The following is a 26,127-nucleotide window of genomic DNA, read 5'->3' as shown; positions in this document are numbered from 1 at the left end:
GTCTTTGGAGAGGGTCAATTGAAATACATATTCGTAACCGGCGGCGTAATGAGCGGTCTTGGGAAGGGAATCACGACCGCTTCCATTGGAAGGCTTTTGAAAAACCGTGGATACAGGGTGACGGCGGTCAAGATCGATCCGTATCTAAACATAGATGCGGGAACGATGAACCCCGCCCAGCACGGCGAAGTTTTCGTCCTGAAGGACGGCGGCGAGGTGGACCTCGATCTTGGAAACTACGAGCGTTTTCTTGATATCAACCTCTCTTCGGATCACAACATCACTACAGGAAGAGTATACCAGGCGGTTATCGAAAAAGAGAGGCGCGGGGATTATCTCGGGGCGACCGTTCAGATCATCCCGCATATAACAAATCAGATCAAGGACTGCATAAGGAAAGCAGCTAACAATCCTCTTGAAGACGGGACAATTGCCGACATGTGCCTTGTGGAAGTTGGCGGAACAGTAGGCGATATAGAGAGCATGCCTTTCCTCGAGGCGGTCCGCCAGATGCACGGGGAGGTTGCGCCCGACGAGATGATCCTCGTGCACGTGACACTCGTTCCTGTGGATACGATGGGAGACCACAAAACGAAACCCACACAACACTCGGTAAAGGCGCTCAGGGAGCTTGGTCTTCATCCGGACATTATCGTTGGAAGAAGCGATATCGTAATGGACCCGGGAACGAAGAGAAAGATCTCCGAGTTCTGTGACGTTTCGCAGCGTGCAGTCATATCGGCTGCAACCGCATGCGACATATATGAGGTCCCGATGGAGCTTGAAAAAGAGGGTCTTGCTGATGTCGTGGCAGACCTCCTGAATCTTGAAAAGAGGGGGGCGGACAACGAATGGTACCGTGTAGTCAGTAAAGAGTACACAAACCGCGTAACCATCGCGATTGTCAGCAAGTACGGAATCGAGGACGTATATATCAGCATAAAAGAGGCCCTCAAGCACGCGGGACGGAAGCTTTCGACCGAGGTCCGCATAAAATGGATCGATGCAGAGACATACGAGACACAGGAGCTTGCGGATGTCGACGGCATACTTGTTCCCGGAGGATTCGGGATAAGAGGAATTGAAGGGAAACTTGCCGCGATAAAGTATGCAAGAGAGAATAAGATCCCGTATCTCGGACTTTGTCTCGGATTCCAGACCGCTGTCATAGAGTTCTGCCGCGATGTCCTGGGCTGGACCGATTCCGTCTCCGAGGAATGGGGTGACGGCAGGCATGTAATTGCCATCCTTCCGGAGCAGGAGGATGTCCATGACCTCGGCGGAACTATGCGGCTCGGTGACTGCGAGATCGATATCAGTCCCAAATCGAGAATATATGATCTCTACGGCTCTAAGAAGATTATCGAGCGCCACAGGCACCGCTACGAGGTCAATCCCGAGTATATCGATGAGATAGAGAAAGCAGGACTGAAGTTTACGGGAAGATGCGGAAACAGGATGGAGGTATGCGAGATAGAAGACGGAAGCTTTTTCCTTGCGACACAGTTCCACCCGGAGTTCAAATCAACCCCGACAAGGCCTTCACCGCCATATGTCGGTTTTGTAGAGGCATGCCTTGAAAACAGCAGGGCAAAAAAGTAAAATAAAATAGCGAATATCGAAACAACCGGAGAAATAAATGGTAAATACAGAGAAATTTATTGAACAGGCGATTGCCGAAATCAGGGAAAAATCCCACGGGAAAAAGGTTGTAATGGCGCTTTCGGGCGGTGTGGACTCGTCGGTCTGTGCCGAACTTGCAAGAAGGGCGATCGGAGAGAACCTGATCTCGATCTACGTGGATACCGGCCTCATGCGCAAAGGCGAGACGGAAAGAATCAGGGAGCTGTTCTCGGATCTCAACCTGCAGGTTGTCGAAGCAGGAGAAGAGTTCTTCGAGGCGTTAAAGGGAGTTATCGATCCGGAAGAGAAGAGGAAGGTTATCGGCGAAAAGTTCATCCGAATCTTTGAGCGCGAGGCGAAGAAGACGAAGGCCGCATATCTTCTCCAGGGGACGATATACCCGGATATCATCGAGAGCGAGGGCGGAATCAAAAGCCATCACAATGTAGGCGGACTCCCGTATGACATCGACTTCGAAGGCCTGATCGAACCGTTGATCGATCTATACAAAGATGAGGTAAGGGATGTTGCAGGTGCTCTCGGTCTCCCGGCGGAGATCCAGCACAGGATGCCCTTCCCCGGGCCGGGGCTTGCGGTGAGATGCCTGGGTGAGGTTACTCCTGAGAAGGTCGAAATTGCCCGTGAGGCGAATGCGATCGCGGAAGAGGAGCTCGTAGAGCAGTTCAGGCCGTGGCAGTGTTTTGCAGCGGTCATCGGGCTTGGAACCGGAGTTAAGGGTGATGTCCGCCTTCACGGCTGGATCGTTGCAGTGCGTGCAGTTCATTCGCGTGATGCGATGACCGCCGATGCGATCGAGCTCCCGTGGCCGGTCATGCATAAGATCTCATCCAGGATCACGGCAGAGATTCACGGGGTATCCCGTGTCGTATATGATATCACTCCAAAACCACCGGCGACAATAGAATACGAGTGATCGTATTACGGACGGCATCCGTGGATTTGCAGGACTGAATATACAGCAGAATAAAAATAAAACAAACTTAAAAAATGGAAGAAAAAATGAATTCAAAGGAACTTGACAGCCTTTATTATATGCAGGCCTTCGGGCGCGACCTGAAGATCGTCAAAGGTCAGGGCTGTTATGTATGGGACGATTCGGGGAAGAAATACCTTGACTGCGTGGCCGGAATAGCGGTATGCAGCACGGGCCACTGCAACACTGCGGTAACCGAAGCGATATGCAGGCAGGCAAAGGAGCTGATTCACATCTCCAACCTGTTCTATGTCCCGAACCAGGCTGAGCTTGCGGAAAAACTCGTGAAGATCTCCGGCATTGAGGGGGGACGTGCATTCTTCTCCAACTCCGGGGCGGAGGCAAACGAAGGCGCAATCAAGCTGGCCAGAATCCGCACAGGAAGGAAGAAGTTCGTTGCATTCAAAGACTGCTTCCACGGGCGTACATGCGCATCTCTCGCACTGACTTACAAGCCTGCCATTCGTGAGCCCTTCGAACCCCTCGAGCCCAAATGCACATTCATCGAGTACGGCGATCTCGATGCACTGGAAAAAGCGGTCGATGACGATACTGCCGGTGTGATACTCGAAGGTGTACTTGGGGAGGCGGGTGTTGTTCCCGCGCCTGAAGGATTCCTTGAAGGTGTCCGTAAAATATGCGACGAAAAAGGTGCGCTCATGATCTGCGACGAGGTCCAGACCGGCATGGGGCGTACAGGGAAGTGGTTCTATTACCAGAACACCGGTGCGACTCCTGATATAGTCTCGATGGCCAAAGGTATCGCCAGCGGACTTCCTATGGGAGCCATAATCGCACGTGAAGGTCTGTCGTTCAACAGGAGCGAGCATGGCAGCACCTTTGCAGGCGGACCTATAGTATGTGCCGCTGCCCTTGCAACTCTCGATGTAATAGAGGGAGTGCTTCCTTCAATTCCCGAAAAAGCGGAGAGGTTCAGGAAGGGTCTCGCCGAGTTTAATCCCCGTGTGTGCGGCCTCATGATCGGGATAACTCTCGGGGAGGAGAGGTGTGCGGAAGTTGCGGCAAAATGCCGGGAGATGGGCGTTCTCGTAAACTGTGCAGGCCACGGCAATATCCGTCTGGTCCCCCCGCTTGTAATCAGCGATGACGAGATCGACGAAGCGGTCCGTGTTATCAGCGAAGCAATAAAGAACTGACAAAAGCCTTCTTTGATTGGGAGGAGCGGGCAGTCTCCGGAATAAAAAATACCTGGATGTGGAAAAAAATGAAAGATCTGATAAGGCCGGCCTATAATGCCGGAGGATATGTCTTTGCAACGAAAGCGGCCGATATTGCACGATCCGCCGGATATGAAAGGCCAGCAAGGCTTGCAAGCAATGAAAATCCATATCCTCCTCCTCCCGAGGTTCTTGAACCTGCAGGAGCAGCTCTTCAGAATGCCAACAGGTATCCCGATGAATGCTCCATGAATCTGAGAGCGGCACTGAAGGAGAAGTTCGGAAATTTCAGTTATGTCTCAGGAGTTGGAATGGACGGAGTGATCGAGACCGTTATCCGAACTACCATCGGAAAAGGCGATAAGGTGGTCGTGAGCACCCCGACATTCTCCTTCTACCGTCTCGCAGCCCGGGCATACGGGGGAGAAGTTATTGATGTCCCGCGGAATGATGATTTTTCTGTAGATATAGGAAGGCTTTCGGACGAAGCGGCCGATTCGGGCGCGAAACTGATCTTTCTCTGCTCCCCAAACAACCCGACCGGCAATGTTATTCCCAAAAACGATGTGGAAAAGATCCTCAAATCGATCGACGGGATGCTCTTCCTCGACAACGCCTATGTTGATTTCTGTGACGAGGACTATATCCCACTCATGAATAAATACGACAACCTCATAATCGGCCGGACGATGTCGAAGTACTACGCTCTGGCAGGTATGAGAGTTGGTTTCGGGATCGTTCCCGGTTGGTTTGAAGAATACTACGAAAGGGCACAGACACCTTTCGTCCTGAACACGGTCTCAATGGCAGCCGCCGCCGCAGCGCTAAGGAACGACTCGTATACTGCCAGGTACCTCTCGATCGTCAGGGAGTGGAGGGAGCGTTTTATCAATGAATCCCCGTATCCTACTTCGGGTGGCGGTGCGAACTTCGTGATGTTCGACGTCTCCCCGTATAAAGGAGACGAGGTTGTTGAGATGCTCGCACGGAGGGGAGTGATTGTCAGGTCGTGTGCGAGTTTCCCCGGACTGGGAGACCACTATATCCGTGTCAGCATCGGCGAGCCCTGGGAGAACGAGATCTTCTTAAAGGAACTGAATTCCTTATGATGACCTGCATATCCGGGATTCCAGGCACGGGAAAATCTTCGGTATCGGCAGTTCTTAAGAGGATGGGGCATGATGTCGTTCTCCAGAACGATACAACCGGGAATTATTTCATCTGCGACGATCCCGATAGGGATGCTGCGGTCATAGATGAAGACCTGTGGGCCTCTGAGTTCAGGCCTGTCAACGGGATAGTCGAAGGCCACCTCACCCACCTACTCGAATGCGACCGGCTGGTGATTCTCAGGTGCAGGCCGGATGTTCTTAAGGAAAGGCTGGTTCTTCGCGGCTATTCTCCCGAAAAGGTTCATGAAAACGTCGAAGCCGAAGCCCTGGATACGATCCTGATCGAAGCACTTGAAAACCATAAAGAAGATATAATACTCGAATTAGATACAACTGAAAGGACTCCTGAAGAGATTGCGACAGAAATCGATGATTTCATACACGGCAGACGGGGGGCGAATTTCGGCAATACGGACTGGTCGGAATACCTGGGAACGATGATATGACTCTTGACAGCTACAGAAATAGTGTTTCGTGGATCGTAAAACCTACGGCGCGTGCAATGGTCAGGCTGAGATTTACGCCGGACAGCTGCACTATAATCGCATTTATTGCAGCTGTAGCGGCCGGATATTTTTATTATAAATCCGATATAGTCATCGGAACAATTTTTGTATTTCTCAACGCCTTTTTTGATGCAATCGACGGTTCCATTGCCCGGGAACTGAACACTGCCTCGCCGCGGGGGGATTTCCTCGATCATGTCCTCGACCGTTATGCCGATATAGTAATCATCTGCGGAATATTTGCAGGAGATCTGTGTCCATGGCCGATTGGTGTCTTTGCACTGACAGGCGTACTGATGTCTTCATATCTTGGGACACAGGCCCAGGCGGTGGGTGCCGGAAGATTCTATGGGGGAATCCTCGGGAGGGCGGACAGGCTTGTCCTGCTGATCGCAGGCGGAGTAATCGCGGTCATTTATCCCCTGGATTTTGCAGGCCTCGGTATATTCGGGTGGCTGATGGTATTATTCGGGACCTTGGGTCATTTCACTGCAATCCAGAGATTTGTTCATGTCTGGAAGAGCCTGAATAACAATTGATTGTACCGATACCAAATTTCTTATTATCTACTGACTATATATTTTTAAAATTGCGGCGGGGGCGAAGGGTTATGGAAAAGGTTGCAATTGCTGGTAAAAATGACGGAAGTCTCTATGATGACATATCTGAAAATTTCGGGAGATGCTCTGCGTTTTGTATCGCAGAAATAGAATCGGGCAGGATTGTATCTGCTTCAAGCGTCAGAAATTCTTCAGCGGATTTTCCAGGAAGTGCAGGAACGATGGCTGCCGGCCAGGTGCTGAATATGGGAGTTTCTGCAGTTGTTGCAGGAAGATTCGGACCGGGATCCACGCTTGTTCTGCACAGGTCCGGTATCAGGCAGTACGAAATAAGAGATATGGCTATACGGGACGGTTTGGATCTCCTCCTTGAAGGCCAGGTTGAATGCCTTGATTGTTCTGAGATTCTTGAAAACATGATCCTGCAGAACAGTTTCAGAAAGGGAAACAGGATGAACTGGACGAACCTTAAGCGGGGGGAAGAGCATTATATCTGCCCTGACTGCGGGTGCATGATGCCCAAAAAAATTACCGGCGAAGAAGAAGAGATGGTCTGTCCAAACTGCGGCAACAAAATGAATTGATCAGTCCGGTATTTTTCATCTCAAAGAATTGAGCACATCGCCGATAAAGACAAGCGCTCCTTCCGTTCCTGCAACGGGTTTGTTATGAAGCACAACTCTGCTTCTCTGCGGGAATGTAATACCGACAAAGGGAGTTTTGGGAGAAACTGCATTTTCAAAAGAAGAACCGAGAATGAGATCCGGCTCCTCGGCTGATATTTTTTCTTTAATCATCCTGATATCGACCGCTTTTCCCGAAGGAATATCCGGGATCGAAAATTCTTCGGAGTTTCGCAGCCCTGTAAATACGATCTCGGCGTCGAGATATTTCACCATCGACTTTACGGCGAATTCAGCGTACGACCTCGTCGAGAAGACTGCAGTCCGCGGGGGGTCGTTTTTTCTCAGGTATTTGTCGCATGCTTTAACAATTCTCTCTTCGGCCTCTTCGGCCTCCGAAATAACTGGATCGACATTGGATTCCGGAAAGAAATTTTGGAGTGCGCAAAATGCTTTTGTCAGTTCCTCTATGCCGAGAATGGATCCGGGAGAGGTAACTGTCCGGGGATCATAATCGGGGTTTACCGATATATCGTGTTCTGCCGGCGACCTGATCGATTCGAAGGTGTCACGGCAGTATACTGCCGCAGATTTGATCCCTGCGAGGTGAAAGAGCCTTACAGCCTCCGCCAGGTTCCCTCCTGAAAACGGATCTGTTGAGCATATTCCGGATATATTCACACCTTCCCTTTCTGAATCCGGGATTATTTCCAGAGTTTCAAGAGCTTTTTGATAGCCGGTGTCAAAGTCCCCTGAAAATCCGGGAAGATCTATGACAATCGCATTGTAGTCTTCAAGGAAATGTTCGAGATCTTCTCCCGTGATCGAGGGGACGCATGTATTGATGACAGCAATCCTGTCATAAATCTGTGATAAGGCACCTGTCGTCTCCCTGAGCCTTGCCTCAGTGCCAAAGACGATCTCATCTTCTATGAGATACGTACAGTTCAGGAGATCCGGTATTGCCATCTCCGCGTAGTTATAGCAGCCCGCAGAGCCGTGAATGATGACCCCGAGATCCCGTATTCCCGCCATGCAGGATGCGGCCCCGACCATTGCGCAGGGCCAGACAGGGCTTATGCACCTTTCATGCATCTATAAACCGCCTCCATTCCCTGAGCATTCTCCTGATTCCCGTTGTTCCCACCGGGGCTGTAAAGGGTATGGGGATGACTGTACCGCCGGAATCAATTTTTATCCCGGTATTTTTGGCTATATCCATGAAAAATTGCGTGTCGGCGTCCTGAAACCCGAAAGAATCGAATGTGATTTTCTCACCTCTCAGGTCTGAAAACTCTTCGAAGACCGATCGCTGGTAATCCTTCTCCCTCGCGGCCGCTTCCTCCCATGGGAGATTGAGGAGTCTTCCGGCTTCCTCCAGGAAGTTGAGCGTATCCGAGGTTCCTGACGGGAACCCGGGTATGGACGGAATACCTGTCTTCTCAGCAAAAAATTGTGTAAGAAGGCCTGAAGGGTCCTCCCTGATTATATTCAGGGACCCCCTGCAAAAATTTGGTATGTCTTCTGTGGTGATATCCCTTACAAACCGTATGTTAATATCCATGTCGAGCAGACCGAGGAGGCGCCTAATTTCTGAAAAGTTCTCTTCAATCTCGAATTCAAGATTTTTTTCACCGATGATATTTGCCGAGAGGGTCTTTTCGTCACAGGTAGTTATCAGCTCAGATGCCCCTTTGATTGCGTTTAAAAATCCTCTTTCAAAGGAATCACCCAGAAATCCTGAAGTATTGAGGTTGATAACCGGAACTTCCCACGCATCGGTGCATACCGAATCTATATCATCGCCTATAGTCTCCGATATGCATGTGCCTATTATGAATACAACCGAAGGATCATACGAAAGGGCCTCTGATATCGATTCCCTCAGCCTGTTCTCTCCACCGAAGATTATCTGTTCTTCAAGGAGGGCGCTGGTATAGATGTAGGGGATATCGAACCGTTCGTTTGCAATCATTGTGGAGTGAAAGAGAGATGATGCCTGATGTGCGCAGCCTGCCGGACCGTGGACTATGCTCACCGCATCTCTTATGAATGCAGAGACCGAAAGTGCACCAGAAACAGAGCAGCCGTTATGTCTTGATGTATTTGAGAGAGAGCGATTCGAGTTCATCCATCTCCATCGGTACAGGGATCCTGTTCTTGTCAGGCACATTTTCCATTATCGTATCGGCAAGTTTTCTGTATATATCCGCCTGTTCGGATTCAGGCGCATACTCTATAACTGTCTTCCTGTTGACCTCCGAAACCCTGACGATCGGACTCCTCGGGATATAGGCAACGAGCTTTGAGTTTATCTTTTCTGCAAACTCTTTGACCAGCTCATATTCGTTTTCGATATTCGCAGAGTTGCAGATGACTCCCCCGAGCGTGCACCTGTTCTTTGTCCTTTTCGAAAGCCGGGCTATCGCCTTGCAGATGTTGTTCGCGGCATAAAGGGCCATGAAGTCCCCGGATGTCACAAGATAGACCTCCTGTGCGTAGCCTTCCCTCATCGGCATCGCAAATCCCCCGCATACGACATCGCCAAGGACATCATAGACGATTACGTCCCCGTAGAGTGCGTTGAGCTTTTCAAGAAGCTGGAATGTTGCGATAATTCCCCGTCCTGCACATCCAATCCCAGGCTCCGGCCCGCCGGCCTCTACACACCTGATTCCGTTATATCCCTTAAAAACGATCTCGTCGACTGCGATATTTGCTTCTCCTTTCTTCCTGACAAGATCCAGAACCGTGGGTATCCATTCTCCGTGCATAAGCATACGGGTGCTGTCATGCTTTGGATCGCATCCGATCTGGAGGATCTCGAGGGATTTTTCAGAAAGTGCGGCAGAAAGGTTGGCCGAGGTCGTGGATTTTCCGATTCCGCCTTTTCCGTACAGGGCGATCTGCTTCATCTCATAATTATTTGTTTTATATGAGAAATATTGTTGTTTATTGGAGGAACAATCAGTCGACGGGCATTGAATTAAAATATCATAATTGTCATATCTTTTGCAGGTAAATCTCGTAATGTCTGTAATAACCGATTCAATAAAGATAATGGGATATTTGTTTGGCCCCTTTAAAAAAATTCTTGCTATATATCTCGTTGGCGTAATTCTTTTAAGCTTCCTTGAGGTTTTCAGGATCTCGCTGGTATATCCGATAATTAATTACGGACTCAGTGTGGAAAACCAGCCTCGGCTTCTTGATATGTTTTATGATTTCATTCTCCCGCCTTCGGTAAATCCATTTATTGCATCGGCTTTTCTTCTTCTTATAACAACGGTAATAATTGCCGGGCTGTATGGAATCGTGATGTATAGTGGAGCGTATGTGTTTTCTGAAGTGCGTGATTCCCTCGATAAAAGAGTATTTGAAAGGATCAGAACTCGCCCGTACAGTTATTTTGCAGGCAAAAAGCAGGGTGATCTTTTATATGTTGGCCAGGGGGCCGTGACTGAGTCAAGTCTTGCCATAAATGAATGTGTCGAATTAGTCAGGTACAGTTTCATGGCTTTTTTTTATCTTCTTCTGCTGTTCTATTTGTCACTCTGGCTTACAATTGGTGTAATGATTCTTGGTGTTTTTTATGCATTTATTATTAAAAAGTCACTTTTTTCAAGGATATATCGAAACAGCAATGTTCTGAATGTTTCTTTAATGGAAAAATCCGTTGTTTACCAGGAATTTGTCTCTGGAATTAAGACGATTTTTATAACCGGCTCAATGGATTATTGGGTGAGAAAATATGAATCCGCGGTAAAGAAGCTGAAAAAAACCTATACTAATGTCTATGCGCTCGTGAATGTTTTTTTAATCACGAATGATTTCATAATGTTCTCAATAATTGCTCTCGGAGGAATTATTTTGTACACATTTACCGGTGGTGATTTTCTTCCGTATATAGGACTATTTGGTACATTTATGTTAGGCCTTTACCGTCTTGTACCTTGTCTTTCATATGCCCAGAAAAACTTGTCTTTTCTTGTCCAGTATCTCCCCGCTCTTGAACTGGTATATAATACTCTGACTGAAGATTATGATGATGTAAATAAATTAAGAAACGATTCAGAAAAGAAAGAATTTAATTTTAATAATAAAATTGAATTAAAAAATGTTTCTTTTGTCTATAAAGACGGCAAAAAAGAAACACTTCATAATATTTCTCTTGAGATTAATAAAAATTCCAAAATTGCAATTGTCGGAAGTTCAGGTTCGGGGAAAACGACAACTGCAAACCTTCTTGCTCTTTTATATAAGCCGTCTTCAGGTGGGATTTTTATTGACGGGGTAAACCTAGATGAGATTAATCCGGTGGATTACCTCCACCACCTGGGTTATATTGGGCAGGAGACCTTTGTATATCACGATACGATAAGGGAAAATATCCGCTTCGGTCTGGACTGCACCGATGATGAAATTATCGAAGCGGCAAAACTGGCAGATGCTCACGATTTCATAATGGCTTCCAGTGATGGCTATGATACCATTATAGGAGATCAGGGCCTGAAATTATCCGGCGGTCAGAGACAAAGAATTGCAATTGCAAGAATTATTTTAAGAAAACCTGATATTCTGCTTCTGGATGAGGCAACAAGTTCACTGGATAATATATCTGAGCAGAAGATCATGGAGTCGGTTGAGATATTATCACAGAATATGACTGTGATTATTATTGCTCATCGTCTCTCAACTGTTCAAAATGCAGATATGATATATGTGCTAAAGAAAGGAAAGCTGGTTGAAAATGGTTCTTATGATGACCTGATGAGGGTAAAGGGCGAATATTGGGATCTGTACATGGGACAGAAAAATTAGTAATTTCTCATATTATAGGAACCGATCCAGTTAAAGTTTTTTATAATTTGGGCTTTTTCAATTTTTTTGCTTTTGCTGAAATAGTCTTTAAATTCCGATTCTTGGGATATTGAGTTTATTTAACAAAAGTTTAAGATTTTTGGATTAGAATCATATCAACTATTTAATACGGATTTATAAATCTCCAGATTCTGCTGAACGACTGTACTCCTTGTGAATTGTTTTGCATATTCTAAAATGGACTCTTTATCCCATTTCTTTTCCAAGCCGGATAGTATCTTATCTGCCAAATCATTTGAATCAGCTGTTTTTGCCAAAAAACCATATTCGTCTGAAATAATGATCTCTTCGCTTCCGCCATTCCATGATGCTATAACAGGTTTCATACATGCCAAAGCTTCAATTTGAACAACACCAAAACTTTCTTTTAGGCTCGGCAGGATAAAGAGATCACAGGCGTTCATCCAATAATTTAATCTATCCATAGGAACAAAGCCGATTAATTTTATTTTATCACTCAAATGCAGTTTATCAATCTGCTTTTGAAGAATTCTCTTCTCCAACCCTTCCCCACCTATAAAGCAAAATACATTATCGTTTTTCTTGCAAATTAAATCCATAGCATCTATTAAATAATTAAAACCCTTTCTTTTTATCAGATCGCCCAATGTAAAGAGAATCTGGGCCTCCTGTGGAATATTAAGTTTTTCTCTCGCGAGATTTGTATCAATTGGATGGAATATAGGTGAAAATCCGTTTGGGACGAAATATACGTGATCATTATATTCTTTTAGTATAGGAACATCTTTTTTATTAACTCTAATTAGAGCATCGGCTTTGGACCAAGTGTCATTTATTGGATAATAATCCATTTCCACCTCCCGATCGAACCAGCCGTTATCTTCATGTATAGTAATTATGACCTTTTTATTATACTTATCTTTTAATTTAACACTAATATAGCCTGAAGGCCAGGTGAAATGTGCATGTATAAGATCAAAACTGAGTTGTTTTTCTTTTATACAATTTTCTACTGCCTTAAAACGAGTATCAATTAAGAATTTGTTAAACCATTCGATTGGAATATAATAACATCTTGGATAATAAACCTCTACATTGTCATAACTATAATCTCTGCATAATTTATCGTTTTTAAATATTTTTAAGGAGTGAAGTACTGGTGCAATGATGATTATTTTTTTGAAATATTTTTTTAGCTCATCAACCTGATTTTTAACAAATGGTCCTTTAATAAATGTCTCATCCTGATTAGGGTAAATTGGAGAAATAATCAGGAGAGTCTTATCTTTGAGTTTTGCAGAGAAATCTTGTTCAAAATATCTTTTTTCATTATTGATATCCATTATATGAGCCTCATTTAATTAATTTCAATTCTTACGTTTTTGCTGTTGGCGATTTTTATATAATACCCATCTCGCTTAGCCTTGCCGGGAGGTATTCCTTCGTAACAAAGTCCAGACCCCTTGCTGCAAATGCCTGCTGTTCAGATTTTAAGCCGAGTTTGATCTGGAGGTTGATCTGGTTTCTCCAGTATTCGGTATCAAACCTCGGATCAGTGAGTTCAGCCTTGAGTGCGGCAATGTCTCCTTCCGTAAGGTGGTCCGAAGGCAGATTGTACATACTGATATCTGAGGGCTGTACCCCGACGAACTGTGCCCCGGGAGTTACGAGAATATCGGACATATGTGCGGCTTTGATTGAGCCGTATGCTATACTAGCAAAGATACGGTACGACCACGGGTCGCCGTCGGTAAATACCACCACAGGAAGACCCAGTTCGTTATTCAATCTTTTCAGCATTCTTCTTGTAGATCTCGCAGGCTGACCTTTCAGGTGAAGAAGAACCGCGTCGTACTCCTCGCTGAACCCGTTCTCCATAAGACGGGCGTACATACCGCCAGTCTCCATCGCTATAACGAACTTTGCATCGTTTTCAAGAAAGGTCAGGCGTTCGACGTTGTTCGGGATAGAATATCCTGCTTCGCCTACATCCTCGACACAGTGAATGTCCTTATCCCCCCGGCGTGTCTGCTCTCTGATTTTAATCGGCCCGAAAATCGATGCCCCATCCTCCTCCGGCCGGAGATGGAACGCCTCACGGGATAGTTCGGTAATTATTTCAAGGTCTTCTACGAGGAAGTTGCTCTCGTCCTGTGCCCCGAATTTTGCCCTCTTCCAGCCTTCGGAGATGTAGTACATCTCCCTCAATGTCGACGAGCGGTTTTCGCCGATCTGGTCCTTGAGGAAGCCTACCACATATGCCATCTTGAGAAGGTGCAGGGCGCTTTTGGCGGTGGATGCTGTTCTCGTGGTCTCCTTCTCACCGTATTTCCAGACCTCGGTGCCCTCGTCGTACTCGATGTTGTGTTTTGTACGGGTAGGCAGAGAGATATAAGGGATCTCGGCTCTTTTTATCTGCGAGTACCACCTGTCGGCGATCTCCAGCAGTTTGGATACTGCATGTTTATCCATCTCTTCCTTAGTTATCAAGATCAATCACCACCAGCTTCTTCTCTTCAACACCCCTGATGTCTAGTGTGCCCCCGTTAGTCCCCTTGTACTTTGCACTCCACATATTGTCCGGTTCGATTATGACCTTCCAAAGCTTGTTGTATTCGTCCCCGATATTGTCTACAAAGTCCGGCTTGGGCGATGCATCCTTCCCGTCTTCAGGCGACATGTTGTATATCGTAAGGGAGACCGCGGTATTTGTGTAATTGCTTAACATGATCTCGACAAATCCGTCCCTCACTCCTTTTTTGGCAACGACCTTCTTCATGATCTGGCCTTCGAGGGGGCTGATGTCCGGAACCGGCTTTTTCACGATCTCGCTGACTTTCATTGCGATATCCGGGAGGATCGAGCAGACCGCACGTGCTCTCTCCTCGAACTGCTTGTTCCTGTCACGGCGGCCAAGGAACATCTTAAGGTCGCGGCCGAGATCCTGGAGGGCGAGAACTATCTCCTTCTCTATCTCGGGGATCGACGCGACTGCATCCTTGCTCTCACTGGTGAATGGGACGTTTGTCGATGCTACATGAACCAGGATCAAAACAGGGCCGGTTGGAAGCCCCTGCTGTGAGATGTTATAGGCCTTCCAGTTAATCCCTGCTATCGAATTCGTAATCGCACATGCACCCTGCTGGTACAGAAGGGGAACACGGTTTGCAAACCTGAGTATCGTGGCAGTTCCTTCAGACTCGAGTTTTCCGCCATAGCCGATCGCAGCTTCCACGATGAACGGGTGGCCCGAGAAGACCTTGCTCTTCCTCGTCCTCGCCCTGACGAAATCCAGCTGGAACTCCTTGTCGATCCCGCGGATAATCATGTCCTCGCCAATTGGCGATAAGCACTGTGAAGCGGGAGGCGGCGGCACCTCCACGTTCTGCATCGATTCGAGAAGTTTCTTCAGCTCCTCGTTTGTGAGAGTCTTTGCCTTCCGCGATTCCTTCAGGCCCGATCCGCCGATGATCTCCTCTGCATTCTTGTCGCCGACTCTTGAGAAGCTGTTGATGAGGAAATCCTTCAGGTTGATGTCGGATGCCGCAGCGATCCTCTTAAGCTGGCCGAGTTCGAGGCCGTGAGGGTGGGGAAGGATTGCTTTGGGTGGAACGATCGTCTCTTCGTTTACTCTCTCGAAGTTGTAGACCTCGCCGTCGATATCCGCTTTGATCCTTGCATGCGGGTTCACGACCGACGTATACATCAGGTAATCCAGCAGCCTCTTCTTTGCGGCAAGAGTCGTCTTGAACTCGATCTCGATCCGTGTACCGTGCATACGGTCCCATTCGATCTCCTCGTCCTTGAGAACCTCCGGCTCGTTCGCCTCGGTCCTGATCATGATCTCGAACCGGTGGGCTTTGTTCTTATAGCTGGTTCTTGATATTACTACTGCCGGGACACCTGTCGTAAGCTGTGCATAGAGGACGGCGGCACTGATACCGATACCCTGCTGGCCCCTGCTCTGCTTGATCTGGTGAAATCGCGATCCGTAGAGAAGTTTCCCGAATACGAACGGAACCTGCTTCGGAACGATTCCGGGTCCATTGTCCTCTACGATTATCCTGTATACGTCCTTATCGACTTTTTTCACACCGACGAAGATATCGGGAAGCACCTCGGCCTCCTCGCATGCATCAAGCGAGTTGTCGACCGCTTCCTTTATTGTGGTGATTATCCCTCTAGTTGGGGAGTCGAAGCCCAGGAGATGTTTGTTCTTCTCGAAGAACTCTGCAACGCTTATGCTTTTCTGCTGTCCGGCGAGCTGTTCCGCGAGCTCCAAATTTATCTCACCTCACCCGGAAGATCGTCCAGTTTGCATTCCACCTGATCGCCTGATGCCAGGTTTTTGAGTGTGACCGTTCCTGATTCTACCTCGTTTTTCCCGATTAAGACAGCATACTGTGCGGTTCTTGACGCATGCTTCATCTGTGCGCCGACACCGCGGTCCAGGAGATTGATCTCGGTCCTGATGCCTTCTCTCCTGAGCATCCCGGCCACCTCGAATGCTCGTTTTTGGCCTTCCTGCGTATACAATATGGCTACAAGCGGATCTCTTTTCAGTTCTACCTCTCCGCGGGAGACCATCACCCTGTCGAACCCGATCCCGAAACCGCACGACGGGGTATCTTCTCCGCCGAACAGGTGTGCAAGCCTGTACGAGCCGCCGCCTATTATCTGGTTCTCGGCACCCAGGTTCTCAGCAAAGCCTTCGAAGACCATCCCTGTATAGTAGTCAAGTCCTCTCACGATCCCGAGGTTCAGGCTGTATTCGAGTTTCTGGCTGTCGAGAATCCCGAGCATCTCCTCCATCCGCTCCATGCCCGGAAAGTCCCCGCAGACCTCCTTTGCTTCGTCAATAGTAGTGCATTCTATGAGGGCAGTCAGCTTATCGTAAAGTTCCGGCTTTCCGGTATCGTTCAGGCAGGCTTCAAGCTCGTCGAAGGATCTTTTGTCAAGGAGGGCCATTACTCTCTTTTTATCTTCTTCACCAAGGTCCAAGAGGATGTGCTTCATGGGTGCGAGGTGCCCCACCTGCAGTGAGAATCTCACGCCGGCGGCCCTGAGTAGGCCATCCGCAAGGAGGATGATCTCTGCGTCCCCTGCTGCGGTGTCGGCACCGATAAGTTCGGATCCGAACTGCCAGAACTGCCTGTATCTCCCCTTTTGCGGCCGTTCATACCTGTAGCAGTCGAGAAGATAGCACCACCTGATCGGTTTAGGGAGGACTTTAGCCTCGTTTACGTACATCCTGAGGATTGCTGCTGTTCCCTCGGGACGCAGGGCAAGTTTTCGCCCTCCTTTGTCCTCGAAGGTGTACATCTCCCCTATAATGCCCTCGCCTGATTTTATTGTATATAGCTCCTGGTTTTCGAACGTAGGAGTGAGAACCTCGTGGTAACCGAAGAGGCCGGCGACTCTTCTCATTCTCATCTCGATCTCTCTTCTCTGTTCCATCTCTTCGGGTAAAAAGTCCCTTGTACCCCTCGGTTTCTGAAGCATCTCTTTAATCCTCTGGTTACCTGATATTGTGTTTCAGTTCATCTGAATATTTTATTTTCGGGGAGTTTTTCCCAGAGCCCTGTCGACTGCCGATGAATTCTTATTCCAGATCTGGTCTCTCTCCTTGTCGATCCTGCCCTGCATATACAACGCAAGAAGGACAAGTCCGAGGCCGACGAAGTCGTAACTCCTGTAGACGAAGAATACTCCGACCGTTGAAAGGGCGGAGTAGATAACACCGTAATATGCTGCCTTCCGGTACCCGGGGAGTCCTGTGCGGTAAAAGATCCTGGCATCCCTCAGCCAGAGGTAATAGATCACCGCAGCCCCGAACACTCCGATATAGAAAAACATGCTGTAGGACATGGCAATAATTATTATTCAACCCCCATCCATATCTAATTGTCCAATATGAAATCGAACAAATCCCTGAAAGATGTCCTGGAATCGTTCCGGGCAGGTGATATAACATTTGACGATGCCGAAAAACAGATCTCAGGCCTCAGGATAGAGAATATAGGGGATTTTGCAAGAATAGATCTCGGAAGAAACATCCGTTGCGGTATGCCCGAAGTAATCCTGGCCGAGGGCAAGGATACCAGACACCTCATTGAGATACTGATGCATATTGCAGGCTCGGGCGAGAGATGCATAGCAACAAGAGTATCCGAAGATCAGGCCGAAGCGATCATTGAATCCTGCAGGAAATCCGGAATTGCCTGTGATTACAATCGGGTGGCCGGAATAATCATTCTCGGCGAAGGTCCGGCGCCCGAAAAGACCGGGGGCGTCGTGGCTGTGATTGCAGCTGGAACATCCGATGCACGTGTCGCAGAGGAGGCGAAGGTCATCGCCGAGGAGATGGGATGCACAGTTAAGACCGCATATGATGTAGGTGCTGCAGGCATCCACCGGCTCTTTCCTGCGTTGAAAGAGGTCAGTGACGCGAACGTCTACGTAGTCTGCGCAGGAAGGGAAGGTACGCTTCCTACGATTGTCGCCGGACTCGTCGACAAGCCTGTAATCGGGGTTCCCGTAAGCGTTGGCTACGGATTCATGGGAAGAGGAGAGGCCGCACTTGCAAGCATGCTCCAGTCATGTGCGGTCATAACCGTCGTAAACATCGATTCGGGTTTTACAGCCGGTGCGTTTGCGGCAAGAATAGCGAATATGGTGAAGAACAATGAAGAAGATTGACAGGGGCCTTTACATCGGAAGGTTTCAGCCGTACCACAACGGTCACCACTCCGTGCTGAAGAGAATATCCGAATACGTGGACGAGATCATTATCGGAATAGGGAGTGCACAGCTCAGCCACGAACCGGGCAATCCTTTCACCTCGGGTGAAAGGATCATGATGATAACCCAGTCACTTGATGAACTCCCGTGCCCGTTTTATGTAATTCCTATCGAGGACATCCAGAGAAACGCTCTCTGGGTAGCTCACGTGAGGTCGATATCCCCCCCCTTTTCAAGGGTTTTTTCAAGCAACCCTCTGGTTGTCCAGCTCTTTGCCGAACAGGGCATATCCGTGGAATCCCCCGATATGTATGAGAGGCAGAGTCACAGCGGCACTGAGATCCGGCGAAGGATGCTTGCGGGAGAAAACTGGCAGGATCTTGTTCCGAAGGCAGTAGTCGATGTAGTGGAAGAGATAAACGGCGTCGAGCGCCTGACCCGGATATCGGGTTCCGACTGAGGTGTTTTATGGCAGGTTTTTTCGACCGATTTTTTAAGAAAACAGAGGCAGGAGGAGAAAAACATCTTCAGTTCGATGAAGTTCCCGGCTGTCTCGATCGAGAGACGAAGGATGCCGGCGCAAAGATTGAATCGGCGGCGAAGGATGCCCGGTCGGCAGCAGTTGCCGGGATTAAGGAGATTGAGGAGAAGATCCGGAATCTTGAAAAGACAGAGATCAGTGAACTCAGCCACCCGCACCCGAAGGTAAGGCAGACCGCACTGAAATCCAGGGCTAACTTTATTACTTCAATGAATAAGACGCTCTCAACAGAGCTCCCGGAAGACCCCGATCAGCTTTACAACGTGCTTGTCGAGCTGATAAGATCGTTCTCCAACAACATGAGGCGGCAGGGCAAGTACCTTCACCCTACATTTCCTGAAGAGATGAAGGATCTCAAATCCTCCCTTGATATAGTCGGCCGTGCTCTGAATACGATGACGAAGGATCTCAAACCGTCCGTCGAACTCAGGGAAAAGATCAATAAGGCAAGGGAAGATTATGAGAAGATATCCTCCGCCGCGAACGAATTGAGGACTATTGATGGGGATGCCGTGAAATATGAGAGGAGGATAGAATCCCTGAATAAAACCAGGGTTGATCTTGAATCGGAGAAAAAAAGTATTCTCTCCTCCGGTGATTACCTGGAATACGAATCGATCCTGAAAGAGATTGATTCATTGAAGGAGGAGAAGAGCGAGGTCTCCGTGAGATACGGCAGCCTCCTTCTTGCATGCGACAATGTTCTCCGGAAGACCGCCTACATCGCCGATAAGAACGGAGACAAAAAGATCTCGGAGAAGATGAATTATCTCGTCATGCTTCTTCATTCCGGCGAGAAAAAGGATTCAGCGGATGCATCGGAGCTTTACCGCGAGCTTTATCCGTATATCAATGAAACAATCTCTGAAAATGAAACGATAATTAAAACCAAGCATGAAGCCCAGCTTTTTTCATCCGCAAATCTCTTCATCTCCCAACTTGGTGAGATATGCGATGCTTATTCCGGGACGATGTCGGATCTCGATTCCGCAGAGAAGAGGCTTTCTGCGCTTGGCATTAATGAGAAGTTATCCGGACTCGATAAAAAAGTGAGCGATATCGAATCTGAACTGGAAAAGATCAGGTATGAACTGGATACGGGCCGGTCCAGGAAAGAATCTCTTGCGGATTCGATTCCGGCGATCATAGAAGAGCTGAAAGATCTATTATCTGAGATCGAAGGGCGAGATGTCTTTATCGAAGGCGACTGGAAGGATTTGGCCCGGGAGACGTGATTTTTCTATTTAAAAAATATTAATTTTTTAGATTTCGTCGCCTTCGAGCCTGTAAAGGAACCAGTCCTGCCTTTTTCCGCCCTGTTTTTCATAAAACCTGATCGAAGGCTCGTTCCACGTGAGGACCGTCCAGTCAATTCGGCCGCATTCTTTTGTCCGTGCAATATTCCGGCAGAATTCGAACAATTCTTTTCCAAGCCCCTGCTTCCTGCACTCATCGAGAACGAAGATGTCCTCCAGATAGAGCGTGGGTTTTGCAAGAAATGTCGAATAGGTGTAATATATGGTAATGTACCCGACCGGATTCCCGTTCATGAAACCAAGGTATGCCTCATAGCGCGGATTTTCAGATAATGCATCCTCCCTGAGGCGCTTTTTTGCATCGTCATCGGGTGGAGTGAGTTTCTCGTATTCGGCGAGTTTTTCGATGAGTTCTATGAATTTGTTAAAGTTCTCCGGTGTTACTTTTTTGATCGCGATCTTTTCTGTATTTGTATTCTCATTACCAGACATTGTTATGAAATATTTGAAAATGACACTATTTCTTTTTATTTTATATCGCGTCCAGTTTGTGAGAATCCCTGAGTTATGAAATAGACGGGAAAACGTCCTGTAAGTAAATTTTCTAAAGCCCTAGCTAGCGGGTTTCAATGTAGAAAAAAATGTTTATGTAATTATAGTGAATCGAGGCTTATCGAGTTGAAGGTGTCTGCCATCTCCGATACTTCTTTGACACCGAATGCGGTCTGGACCGAAGTCAGGTCAATCTCCGTTGCGCATGAACAGACATAATCTATAATATCGATTGATAATTCCCTTTTCTGTTTGCTCTTCTTCATCTGCTCGACCAGATCGGCAAACTTTTCGGGCGGCTCCATCCTGAGTTTGGCAAGGCTGACTACACACATGTAAATCCGGGTCAGATTCCTGTCTGTACCGGTGATGCAGTCAAAGAAATTCTTTATGACCTGTGCCTGGAAGATCTCTCCGCCCATGGTAAACTAATAATCATCTTGTCGATATAAAATGTTTTTGGCTTTTCCGTCAAATTAACCGGGTTCTGTTTTGGATTATTATTTATCTTTCGAGATACTCATAGAGTTTTTCGAATCCGTTTTTTTCCAGATGAGTGCAGAGGCGTTCATGACCACTGCACTCTGAATCCATGTAATCAAGGATCTTTCCTGTAAACCCGACGATTTCATCGGGAGAGAGATCCTTTTCGTATCTGACTCCCTCTTTGATCTCCCGTCCTGCCCTTCCGCCGATATATGCCCTGACTCCGGTTTCCTTTGAGATTATATTTCCCTTTTTGCAGGCCCTTATGCAGTCGCCGCAGGAGATGCAGAGCGAGTAGTCGATCGATATCTTCAGTTGAGGTTCGTCAAAGGATATTGCATCTTCTTTACATGTTGAGATGCAAAGATTGCAGCCGTCACATGTCTGTTCGACAATTGTTTCAGGTGTGTTGAACCCGATAAAGCCGAGATCATTGAGCTGCGCCCTGCCGCAGTTGTTAGGGCAACCGGAAATTGCTGTCTTGAACTTTACCGGGAGTTTTCTGCCGCCGAAGTTCTCTTCGACCAGAAGGGCTGCTGCCCTTGTGTCCAGATTTCCGTGCGGGCAGAAGACTCCTTTGCATGCAAAAACCGCCCTGACCGATGCACCTGTTCCGCCGATGACAAGACCTGCCTCTTCAAGATCCGTGACGGCGTCTTTGACCTTGTCAAAAGGAACATAGGGGATCTCAACGTTCAGGCGAGAAGTAAAGCATATGATCCCTGATCCGTATTTCTTCGCCGCGATGGAGATCGTGTCTATCTCTTCCGCGTTCAGAAACCCTGAAAGTGCTCTTATTCGTATTGTCCGGTATTTCTTATTATTTTCCTTCAAAACACCCGGGATTTTGGTCTTATTCATCTGAAAATTCTATGTGGCCGGGTTTATAATATTCCACCTGTGCAGGCAATTTTCTAAAGAAAAGTTAAATTATTTTTTTGTGGACACGATCTTTATTATGTCGCCGTTCTTTAATTCGTGATTCTCCTTGATTCTCATCTTAGTTCTGGCATCGACGGCATAAAGGAATCCCTCTCCTATATCAGTGTGGACCTGAAAGGCCATCTCGTGGGGAGTTGAACCTCTCTTCATCAGGAACGCATCGGGAAGAACCCTGCCCTGGCCGTCGCAGAACTTGTTCTCGTCTTCAACCGGAAATACGACGATCAGGTCGAGCAGCTCGAACACGGCCTTGTTTATTGCCTCCTGTACTCCGGTTCCGTTGAATTTTTTCATGATCCCGCGGATCGCCTCGAGGCCTGCCTTCTGTGCATCGCTCAGTTTTTCCGGGTTGTTTATCGTGAAATCCTTGTCTCCCGGGAGGTATTCGACAAATTTGCCTTCCGCAGCCTTTCTTAGGGCGAATTCGCTTGCTGCGCTTGCAAAGGAGATGTCTTCGTTTTTCAGACTTTCAACGATATCCGGCGGCGCGAGATCGATCTTGTTTCCGATTACAAGGAACGGTTTGGAAGAGCTGATGAGCTCCCCGCAGAATGCGACGAGTTCTTCCTGCGTGCATTTTTTGAGATCGACGCCGCTCTCCCTTTCGGCCGAGACTACGTCTTCATAAGTTACCGCAAGTCCGGCGAGCTGTTCGGTTACCGCGTCTTCGATTGAGAACGTCTTCTGCTGGGCGGAGCGCTGGATTTTTTGCCAGTTTTTCTCCAAAAGCCCTGTGACCCACATCTTCATCTCGGTCTCGACAAAGCCGATGTCGATCATAGGGTCGTGTGTTCCCGTTCCGACCGGGTTTCCCTCTTCGTCTGTTCCCCCCGAAGCGTCGATTATATGAAGTATCGCGTCGGCTTCTCTGAGATTGTCCAGGAATTTGTTCCCAAGACCCTTGCCCTTATGGGCGTCGGGAACAAGTCCGGCAACATCTATCAGGCCGATCTGTATAAACCTCACGCCGTCGTTGCATGCCTGGCAGTTCTCAATTCCAAGCTCTTTGCACGGGCAGTTTATTCTGGCATATGCGATACCGTGGTTGGCATCGATAGTTGTGAACGGATAATTGGCAATCTCTGCCGGGGCAAGCGTGCTTGCTGTAAAAAATGTTGATTTTCCGCAGTTAGGTTTTCCTGCGATTGCAAGGCGGACCATGGTAATTCTCCTGAATAGATTGAGGACTCCTGATGAATAAATATCTTGTTTGCAATCGATCCCTCTTACGAAGCCCTGCTGTGCAAAAATAAATTATTTCATAAGTTGAAATATATCCGAATATGAGTTATTCAGCCAAAACAACCTACTATTTCAACAATCCTGGTCCTGAAAACACCCGGGACAGTGCCGCCTTTGCAGTTGAGCGGGCAAAGGAGCTCGGATTGGATAAGATAGTCGTCGCGAGTTCGGGGGGAATGACGGCCGAAATATTTTATGAAGCCATAAAGAATACCGGAATTCAGCTGATCGTAGTGACGCATGTTGTCGGGTTCAGCAAACCCGGCGTCTGGGAATTCCCGGCAGACAAAGTGGCTGATCTCGAATCGAAAGGGGTCAGGATAATAAAAGGAACCCATGCGCTCTCAGGCCTTGAGCGTGCGATCTCAAGATCGCAGAAACTCGGTGGCTCTTCGAGGACTGAGGCAATTGCCGAGGCACTCCGGAGAACAGTTGCAGTCGGCCTCAAGGTCGCCGTCGAATGCACCCTTATAGCTGCAGACCAGGGCGAAGTCCCGGTCGATTCCGAGATTGTCGCTGTCGGAGGAACCGCAACCGGAGCCGATACCGTGTGCGTGATCAAACCCGCCCATACTGCAGATTACTTCTCGCTTCAGGTTCGTGAAATCGTGGCGATGCCGAGGAACCGCTGACCATGGGAATGAAATCCCTGAGAACAGGCCTGCTACTGCTCAGAAACCCGTGTTTGTGGGTTGCGCCGCTCATATGCGCTATATTCGGCTACTTGCAGATATCTTCTGCATTCGGTGAATCAGGTGCTTTCCTGAGCGAAAAAATAGGATTCATATGGCTCCTTGCAATCCCGTTCTTTCTTGCAGCTACATACGGGTGTGTGAAAAATGACGACTATTCGATCTGCTCCTACCTGAAAATGGGAGCTTCGGGTTATTTCAGGGTGCTGATCCCCGGAGTTCTGCTGTTCTTGGTTGCGGTTATTCTAATCGTTTTAGCCTTCGTTCCCCTGATGTCAGGCGGAGGGGAGCTGCTCCCGTTTATTATAATAGTCGTAATGTTCGTACCCTTCGTCCTTCTTACGTTCTTCTATGATACCGCCGCGATATTCGAGGATAAGAAGGTCTTCGAATCAATAAAGAGGAGCCTGGAACTGAACGGGATTAAAACGGCCGAGGTAATTTCCTTTTATGCCGTCGCCCTCCTTCTCCTGATAATAATCGGGTTCGGCCTTATGATCCTCTGGTCCGGTCTGCTGACTGATCAGCTTCTGCCGCTTGTGGATATGACCGAGACCGAACTCAACCAGATTGCAACTGACCCTGAGGCTTTTATGGGAATTATCGGTGATTACGGAATTCTTATGACCTCTTTCATTTATGCTCTCGGAATATTCGTCTCGGTCCTTGTACTGCTTCCATATAAGGCCGCATTTTACAGGGATGTCCTCCTCAATGCCGTTCCTGTTGAGATCGGCAGTGCAGGCGGTATAGAAGGCGTAGGAATGGGCGAATACGACGAAAAGGGAAGATGGTACAAATATTCCTGATTCCCTGATTTTATTTTAATTATTTAATGGAGAAGAAGCATCCCGGCGACTCCGCCGGCGATGGTACAGAACATATTGGTTCCTGAATTTCCTATGATCTTTTTCCTCTCAAGCGTAGCGCCCACGAGGCTGTCGACATTTGTTCCTACAAACCCTGCGATCACCGCAACCGGAATGATCTCCGGCGGGCCGATCCTGAGGGCGAAGGCGACTATTCCGATTATTAATGCGGCAAGTATTGCAAGGACTTCACCCATAATCGTGACTCCTCCGTCCGTTCCCTTGGGCACGGGCTGGAGGGTGGTAATCAGGAACGGCTGTTTCCCGAGCATCCCCAGTTCGCTTGCGGTTGTATCGGCTGTCGCGGCAGCGATGCTTCCTACATATAGTGCAAGGAATGCCAGATCACCGTATATGCCATAGAGTACGGCTCCGCAGAGGGCCACAAGTCCGTTTGCAAATACGTTTGTAAATCCCCTGACTCCTCCACGCGATTCGGCAACTCCTTCGCGTTTCTTGATCTCGTATTTGTACTTCGTGAATGCAGTGCCGAGAATGAAGAAGGACAGCATCAGCAAAAACCAGGTCACGTTGGAAAAGACAATGATCAAAAGACCCATCAGTGCCCCGCTGAATAGGCCCGACCTGTCTGCCGCCTTCATCCTGTATGCTGTCAGTCCGAATGCAAAGGATATGACAAGGGCGAGGATGAGACTGGTAATCTCCACGGAAAAACTGATGTCTTCGAAGAGATACATCGTCATAGCCGTCCCGAAGCACTCTATCATCAGCGCATCCTCCCTCTTTTTAAGAGCCGATTTGAGGAGCAGGGCAACGATGACACCGGTGATCGGGACCAGAATATTCCCATAGCCCAGGTAAAAATAAACGCCGAGTGCGGCGATCATCGAAATGATGATGTTGACGAGGTATTTCAGTTCGATCTTTTCGACCAGCCTGAACACCGCTTCGCCGAGAATTACAATTACAAGAGTTCCGAGGAATACCATCAGGGATACTAGTCCCAGACCATAGAACAGTGCGACAACGCTAATCCCTATTGCCGGGTAGTGGGTATTCTTCATCAGGTAAAAAATGCCGCTGACAAGGATCGCAATTAATGCAAGCAGCCATGGAGGCTGGATAAAAGGGGCTATCAGGACTCCTGCTATACAGAGTACTGCCGCGATTATCATATCAGGGCGTGATGTCATTCTGTTATAAATTATATGAAATAATGATGTTAAAGTAATCCCTTCACTATTTTTTAGATGTACCTCGTGCGATCTTATTTATTTCCGGGTGAATGCCGACCGTGTTTTACCGTTTCCCTGAATGCTTTCACCAGAATTTATGGCAGAATATATG

Annotated in this window: 26 protein-coding genes; 13 read left to right on the top strand and 13 right to left on the bottom strand. The window is 47.9% G+C overall.

Annotation, left to right across the window (positions count from 1 at the left end):
• The first annotated feature begins 18 nt into the window (after nt 1–18).
• The 7 genes from pyrG to MPET_RS12015 all read left to right on the top strand — a co-directional run bounded on the left by pyrG (nt 19) and on the right by MPET_RS12015 (nt 6,617).
• The gene (gene pyrG / locus MPET_RS12045) at nt 19–1,602 is read left to right on the top strand and encodes a glutamine hydrolyzing CTP synthase (protein ID WP_013330312.1); all 1,584 of its coding nucleotides are present in this window, start codon (nt 19–21) and stop codon (nt 1,600–1,602) included.
• 37 nt (nt 1,603–1,639) lie between these two features.
• Nucleotides 1,640–2,557: a glutamine-hydrolyzing GMP synthase gene (gene guaA / locus MPET_RS12040; protein WP_013330311.1), complete on the top strand. Its 918-nt coding sequence runs from the start codon at nt 1,640–1,642 to the stop codon at nt 2,555–2,557.
• A gap of 74 nt (nt 2,558–2,631) precedes the next feature.
• Nucleotides 2,632–3,774, top strand: coding sequence for an aspartate aminotransferase family protein (locus tag MPET_RS12035; protein ID WP_048130848.1), 1,143 nt, complete (start codon nt 2,632–2,634; stop codon nt 3,772–3,774).
• A gap of 68 nt (nt 3,775–3,842) precedes the next feature.
• Nucleotides 3,843–4,904, top strand: coding sequence for a histidinol-phosphate transaminase (hisC, locus tag MPET_RS12030; RefSeq protein ID WP_013330309.1), 1,062 nt, complete (start codon nt 3,843–3,845; stop codon nt 4,902–4,904).
• Nucleotides 4,901–5,413, top strand: coding sequence for an adenylate kinase family protein (locus tag MPET_RS12025; protein WP_013330308.1), 513 nt, complete (start codon nt 4,901–4,903; stop codon nt 5,411–5,413). Before hisC ends, MPET_RS12025 begins: the two co-directional genes overlap by 4 nt.
• On the top strand, nt 5,410–6,012 hold the full coding sequence (locus tag MPET_RS12020; RefSeq protein WP_013330307.1) for a CDP-alcohol phosphatidyltransferase family protein: 603 nt from the start codon (nt 5,410–5,412) through the stop codon (nt 6,010–6,012). Before MPET_RS12025 ends, MPET_RS12020 begins: the two co-directional genes overlap by 4 nt.
• Nucleotides 6,013–6,083: 71 nt before the next feature.
• Nucleotides 6,084–6,617 carry a NifB/NifX family molybdenum-iron cluster-binding protein gene (locus MPET_RS12015; RefSeq protein ID WP_013330306.1) on the top strand — a complete coding sequence of 178 codons (534 nt, stop codon included), beginning with the start codon at nt 6,084–6,086 and terminating at the stop codon, nt 6,615–6,617.
• Nucleotides 6,618–6,632: 15 nt separating this feature from the next.
• Here the strand turns inward: MPET_RS12015 and MPET_RS12010 are convergent, their stop codons facing one another.
• From MPET_RS12010 to cfbC, 3 genes are read right to left on the bottom strand one after another with little or no spacing between them, the layout of a single operon-like run.
• Complete coding sequence (locus tag MPET_RS12010) at nt 6,633–7,751, bottom strand: nitrogenase component 1 (protein WP_013330305.1); 1,119 nt, start codon at nt 7,749–7,751, stop codon at nt 6,633–6,635.
• Entirely contained in the window at nt 7,744–8,787 is a 1,044-nt protein-coding gene (locus tag MPET_RS12005) for a nitrogenase component 1 (protein WP_013330304.1), read from the bottom strand. The genes MPET_RS12010 and MPET_RS12005 overlap by 8 nt, the downstream gene beginning before the upstream one ends.
• Nucleotides 8,747–9,571: a Ni-sirohydrochlorin a,c-diamide reductive cyclase ATP-dependent reductase subunit gene (cfbC, locus tag MPET_RS12000; protein ID WP_013330303.1), complete on the bottom strand. Its 825-nt coding sequence runs from the start codon at nt 9,569–9,571 to the stop codon at nt 8,747–8,749. Before cfbC ends, MPET_RS12005 begins: the two co-directional genes overlap by 41 nt.
• Before the next feature lie 115 nt (nt 9,572–9,686).
• Between cfbC and MPET_RS11995 the strand changes: the two genes are divergently transcribed.
• On the top strand, nt 9,687–11,477 hold the full coding sequence (locus tag MPET_RS11995) for an ABC transporter ATP-binding protein (RefSeq protein WP_013330302.1): 1,791 nt from the start codon (nt 9,687–9,689) through the stop codon (nt 11,475–11,477).
• 155 nt (nt 11,478–11,632) lie between these two features.
• Here MPET_RS11995 and MPET_RS11990 read toward each other — a convergent pair whose 3' ends face one another.
• From MPET_RS11990 to MPET_RS11970, 5 genes are read right to left on the bottom strand one after another with little or no spacing between them, the layout of a single operon-like run.
• Nucleotides 11,633–12,841: a glycosyltransferase gene (locus tag MPET_RS11990; protein WP_013330301.1), complete on the bottom strand. Its 1,209-nt coding sequence runs from the start codon at nt 12,839–12,841 to the stop codon at nt 11,633–11,635.
• 55 nt (nt 12,842–12,896) lie between these two features.
• Complete coding sequence (locus tag MPET_RS11985; protein ID WP_148222306.1) at nt 12,897–13,985, bottom strand: DNA topoisomerase IV subunit A; 1,089 nt, start codon at nt 13,983–13,985, stop codon at nt 12,897–12,899.
• On the bottom strand, nt 13,978–15,780 hold the full coding sequence (locus MPET_RS11980) for a DNA topoisomerase VI subunit B (RefSeq protein ID WP_013330299.1): 1,803 nt from the start codon (nt 15,778–15,780) through the stop codon (nt 13,978–13,980). Before MPET_RS11980 ends, MPET_RS11985 begins: the two co-directional genes overlap by 8 nt.
• 2 nt (nt 15,781–15,782) lie before the next feature.
• A complete protein-coding gene (gene hisS, locus MPET_RS11975; RefSeq protein WP_013330298.1) occupies nt 15,783–17,000 on the bottom strand; it encodes a histidine--tRNA ligase in 1,218 nt (405 codons plus the stop codon).
• Nucleotides 17,001–17,051: 51 nt separating this feature from the next.
• Nucleotides 17,052–17,366, bottom strand: a complete 315-nt coding sequence (locus MPET_RS11970; RefSeq protein WP_013330297.1) for a hypothetical protein — start codon at nt 17,364–17,366, stop codon at nt 17,052–17,054.
• A 45-nt stretch (nt 17,367–17,411) separates the two neighbouring features.
• Here MPET_RS11970 and larB point away from each other — a divergent pair, with 45 nt between their 5' ends.
• From larB to MPET_RS11955, 3 genes are read left to right on the top strand one after another with little or no spacing between them, the layout of a single operon-like run.
• Complete coding sequence (gene larB, locus MPET_RS11965) at nt 17,412–18,197, top strand: nickel pincer cofactor biosynthesis protein LarB (RefSeq protein WP_013330296.1); 786 nt, start codon at nt 17,412–17,414, stop codon at nt 18,195–18,197.
• Nucleotides 18,193–18,699: a nicotinamide-nucleotide adenylyltransferase gene (locus MPET_RS11960; RefSeq protein WP_048131137.1), complete on the top strand. Its 507-nt coding sequence runs from the start codon at nt 18,193–18,195 to the stop codon at nt 18,697–18,699. The genes larB and MPET_RS11960 overlap by 5 nt, the downstream gene beginning before the upstream one ends.
• Before the next feature lie 8 nt (nt 18,700–18,707).
• On the top strand, nt 18,708–20,015 hold the full coding sequence (locus MPET_RS11955; RefSeq protein ID WP_013330294.1) for a hypothetical protein: 1,308 nt from the start codon (nt 18,708–18,710) through the stop codon (nt 20,013–20,015).
• 27 nt (nt 20,016–20,042) lie between these two features.
• Here the strand turns inward: MPET_RS11955 and MPET_RS11950 are convergent, their stop codons facing one another.
• The 4 genes from MPET_RS11950 to MPET_RS11935 all read right to left on the bottom strand — a co-directional run bounded on the left by MPET_RS11950 (nt 20,043) and on the right by MPET_RS11935 (nt 23,177).
• A complete protein-coding gene (locus MPET_RS11950; RefSeq protein WP_013330293.1) occupies nt 20,043–20,528 on the bottom strand; it encodes a GNAT family N-acetyltransferase in 486 nt (161 codons plus the stop codon).
• A gap of 161 nt (nt 20,529–20,689) precedes the next feature.
• Nucleotides 20,690–21,010, bottom strand: coding sequence for a hypothetical protein (locus MPET_RS11945; protein WP_013330292.1), 321 nt, complete (start codon nt 21,008–21,010; stop codon nt 20,690–20,692).
• Between the two features lie 82 nt (nt 21,011–21,092).
• Nucleotides 21,093–21,935: a 4Fe-4S dicluster domain-containing protein gene (locus MPET_RS11940; RefSeq protein WP_013330291.1), complete on the bottom strand. Its 843-nt coding sequence runs from the start codon at nt 21,933–21,935 to the stop codon at nt 21,093–21,095.
• A gap of 69 nt (nt 21,936–22,004) precedes the next feature.
• A complete protein-coding gene (locus MPET_RS11935) occupies nt 22,005–23,177 on the bottom strand; it encodes a redox-regulated ATPase YchF (RefSeq protein WP_013330290.1) in 1,173 nt (390 codons plus the stop codon).
• A gap of 122 nt (nt 23,178–23,299) precedes the next feature.
• Here MPET_RS11935 and MPET_RS11930 point away from each other — a divergent pair, with 122 nt between their 5' ends.
• The gene (locus MPET_RS11930; protein WP_013330289.1) at nt 23,300–23,890 is read left to right on the top strand and encodes a pyruvate kinase alpha/beta domain-containing protein; all 591 of its coding nucleotides are present in this window, start codon (nt 23,300–23,302) and stop codon (nt 23,888–23,890) included.
• A 2-nt stretch (nt 23,891–23,892) separates the two neighbouring features.
• Nucleotides 23,893–24,759 (top strand): DUF7847 domain-containing protein, encoded by an 867-nt coding sequence (locus tag MPET_RS11925; RefSeq protein ID WP_013330288.1) that lies wholly within the window; start codon nt 23,893–23,895, stop codon nt 24,757–24,759.
• 23 nt (nt 24,760–24,782) lie between these two features.
• Here the strand turns inward: MPET_RS11925 and MPET_RS11920 are convergent, their stop codons facing one another.
• Nucleotides 24,783–25,973 carry a TIGR00297 family protein gene (locus MPET_RS11920; protein WP_048130847.1) on the bottom strand — a complete coding sequence of 397 codons (1,191 nt, stop codon included), beginning with the start codon at nt 25,971–25,973 and terminating at the stop codon, nt 24,783–24,785.
• Between the last annotated feature and the right edge of the window lie 154 nt (nt 25,974–26,127).

The sequence above is a fragment of the Methanolacinia petrolearia DSM 11571 genome (assembly GCF_000147875.1).
GTDB classification, from domain to species: Archaea; Halobacteriota; Methanomicrobia; order Methanomicrobiales; family Methanomicrobiaceae; genus Methanolacinia; species Methanolacinia petrolearia.
This window is presented reverse-complemented; position numbering and strand designations above follow the sequence as displayed.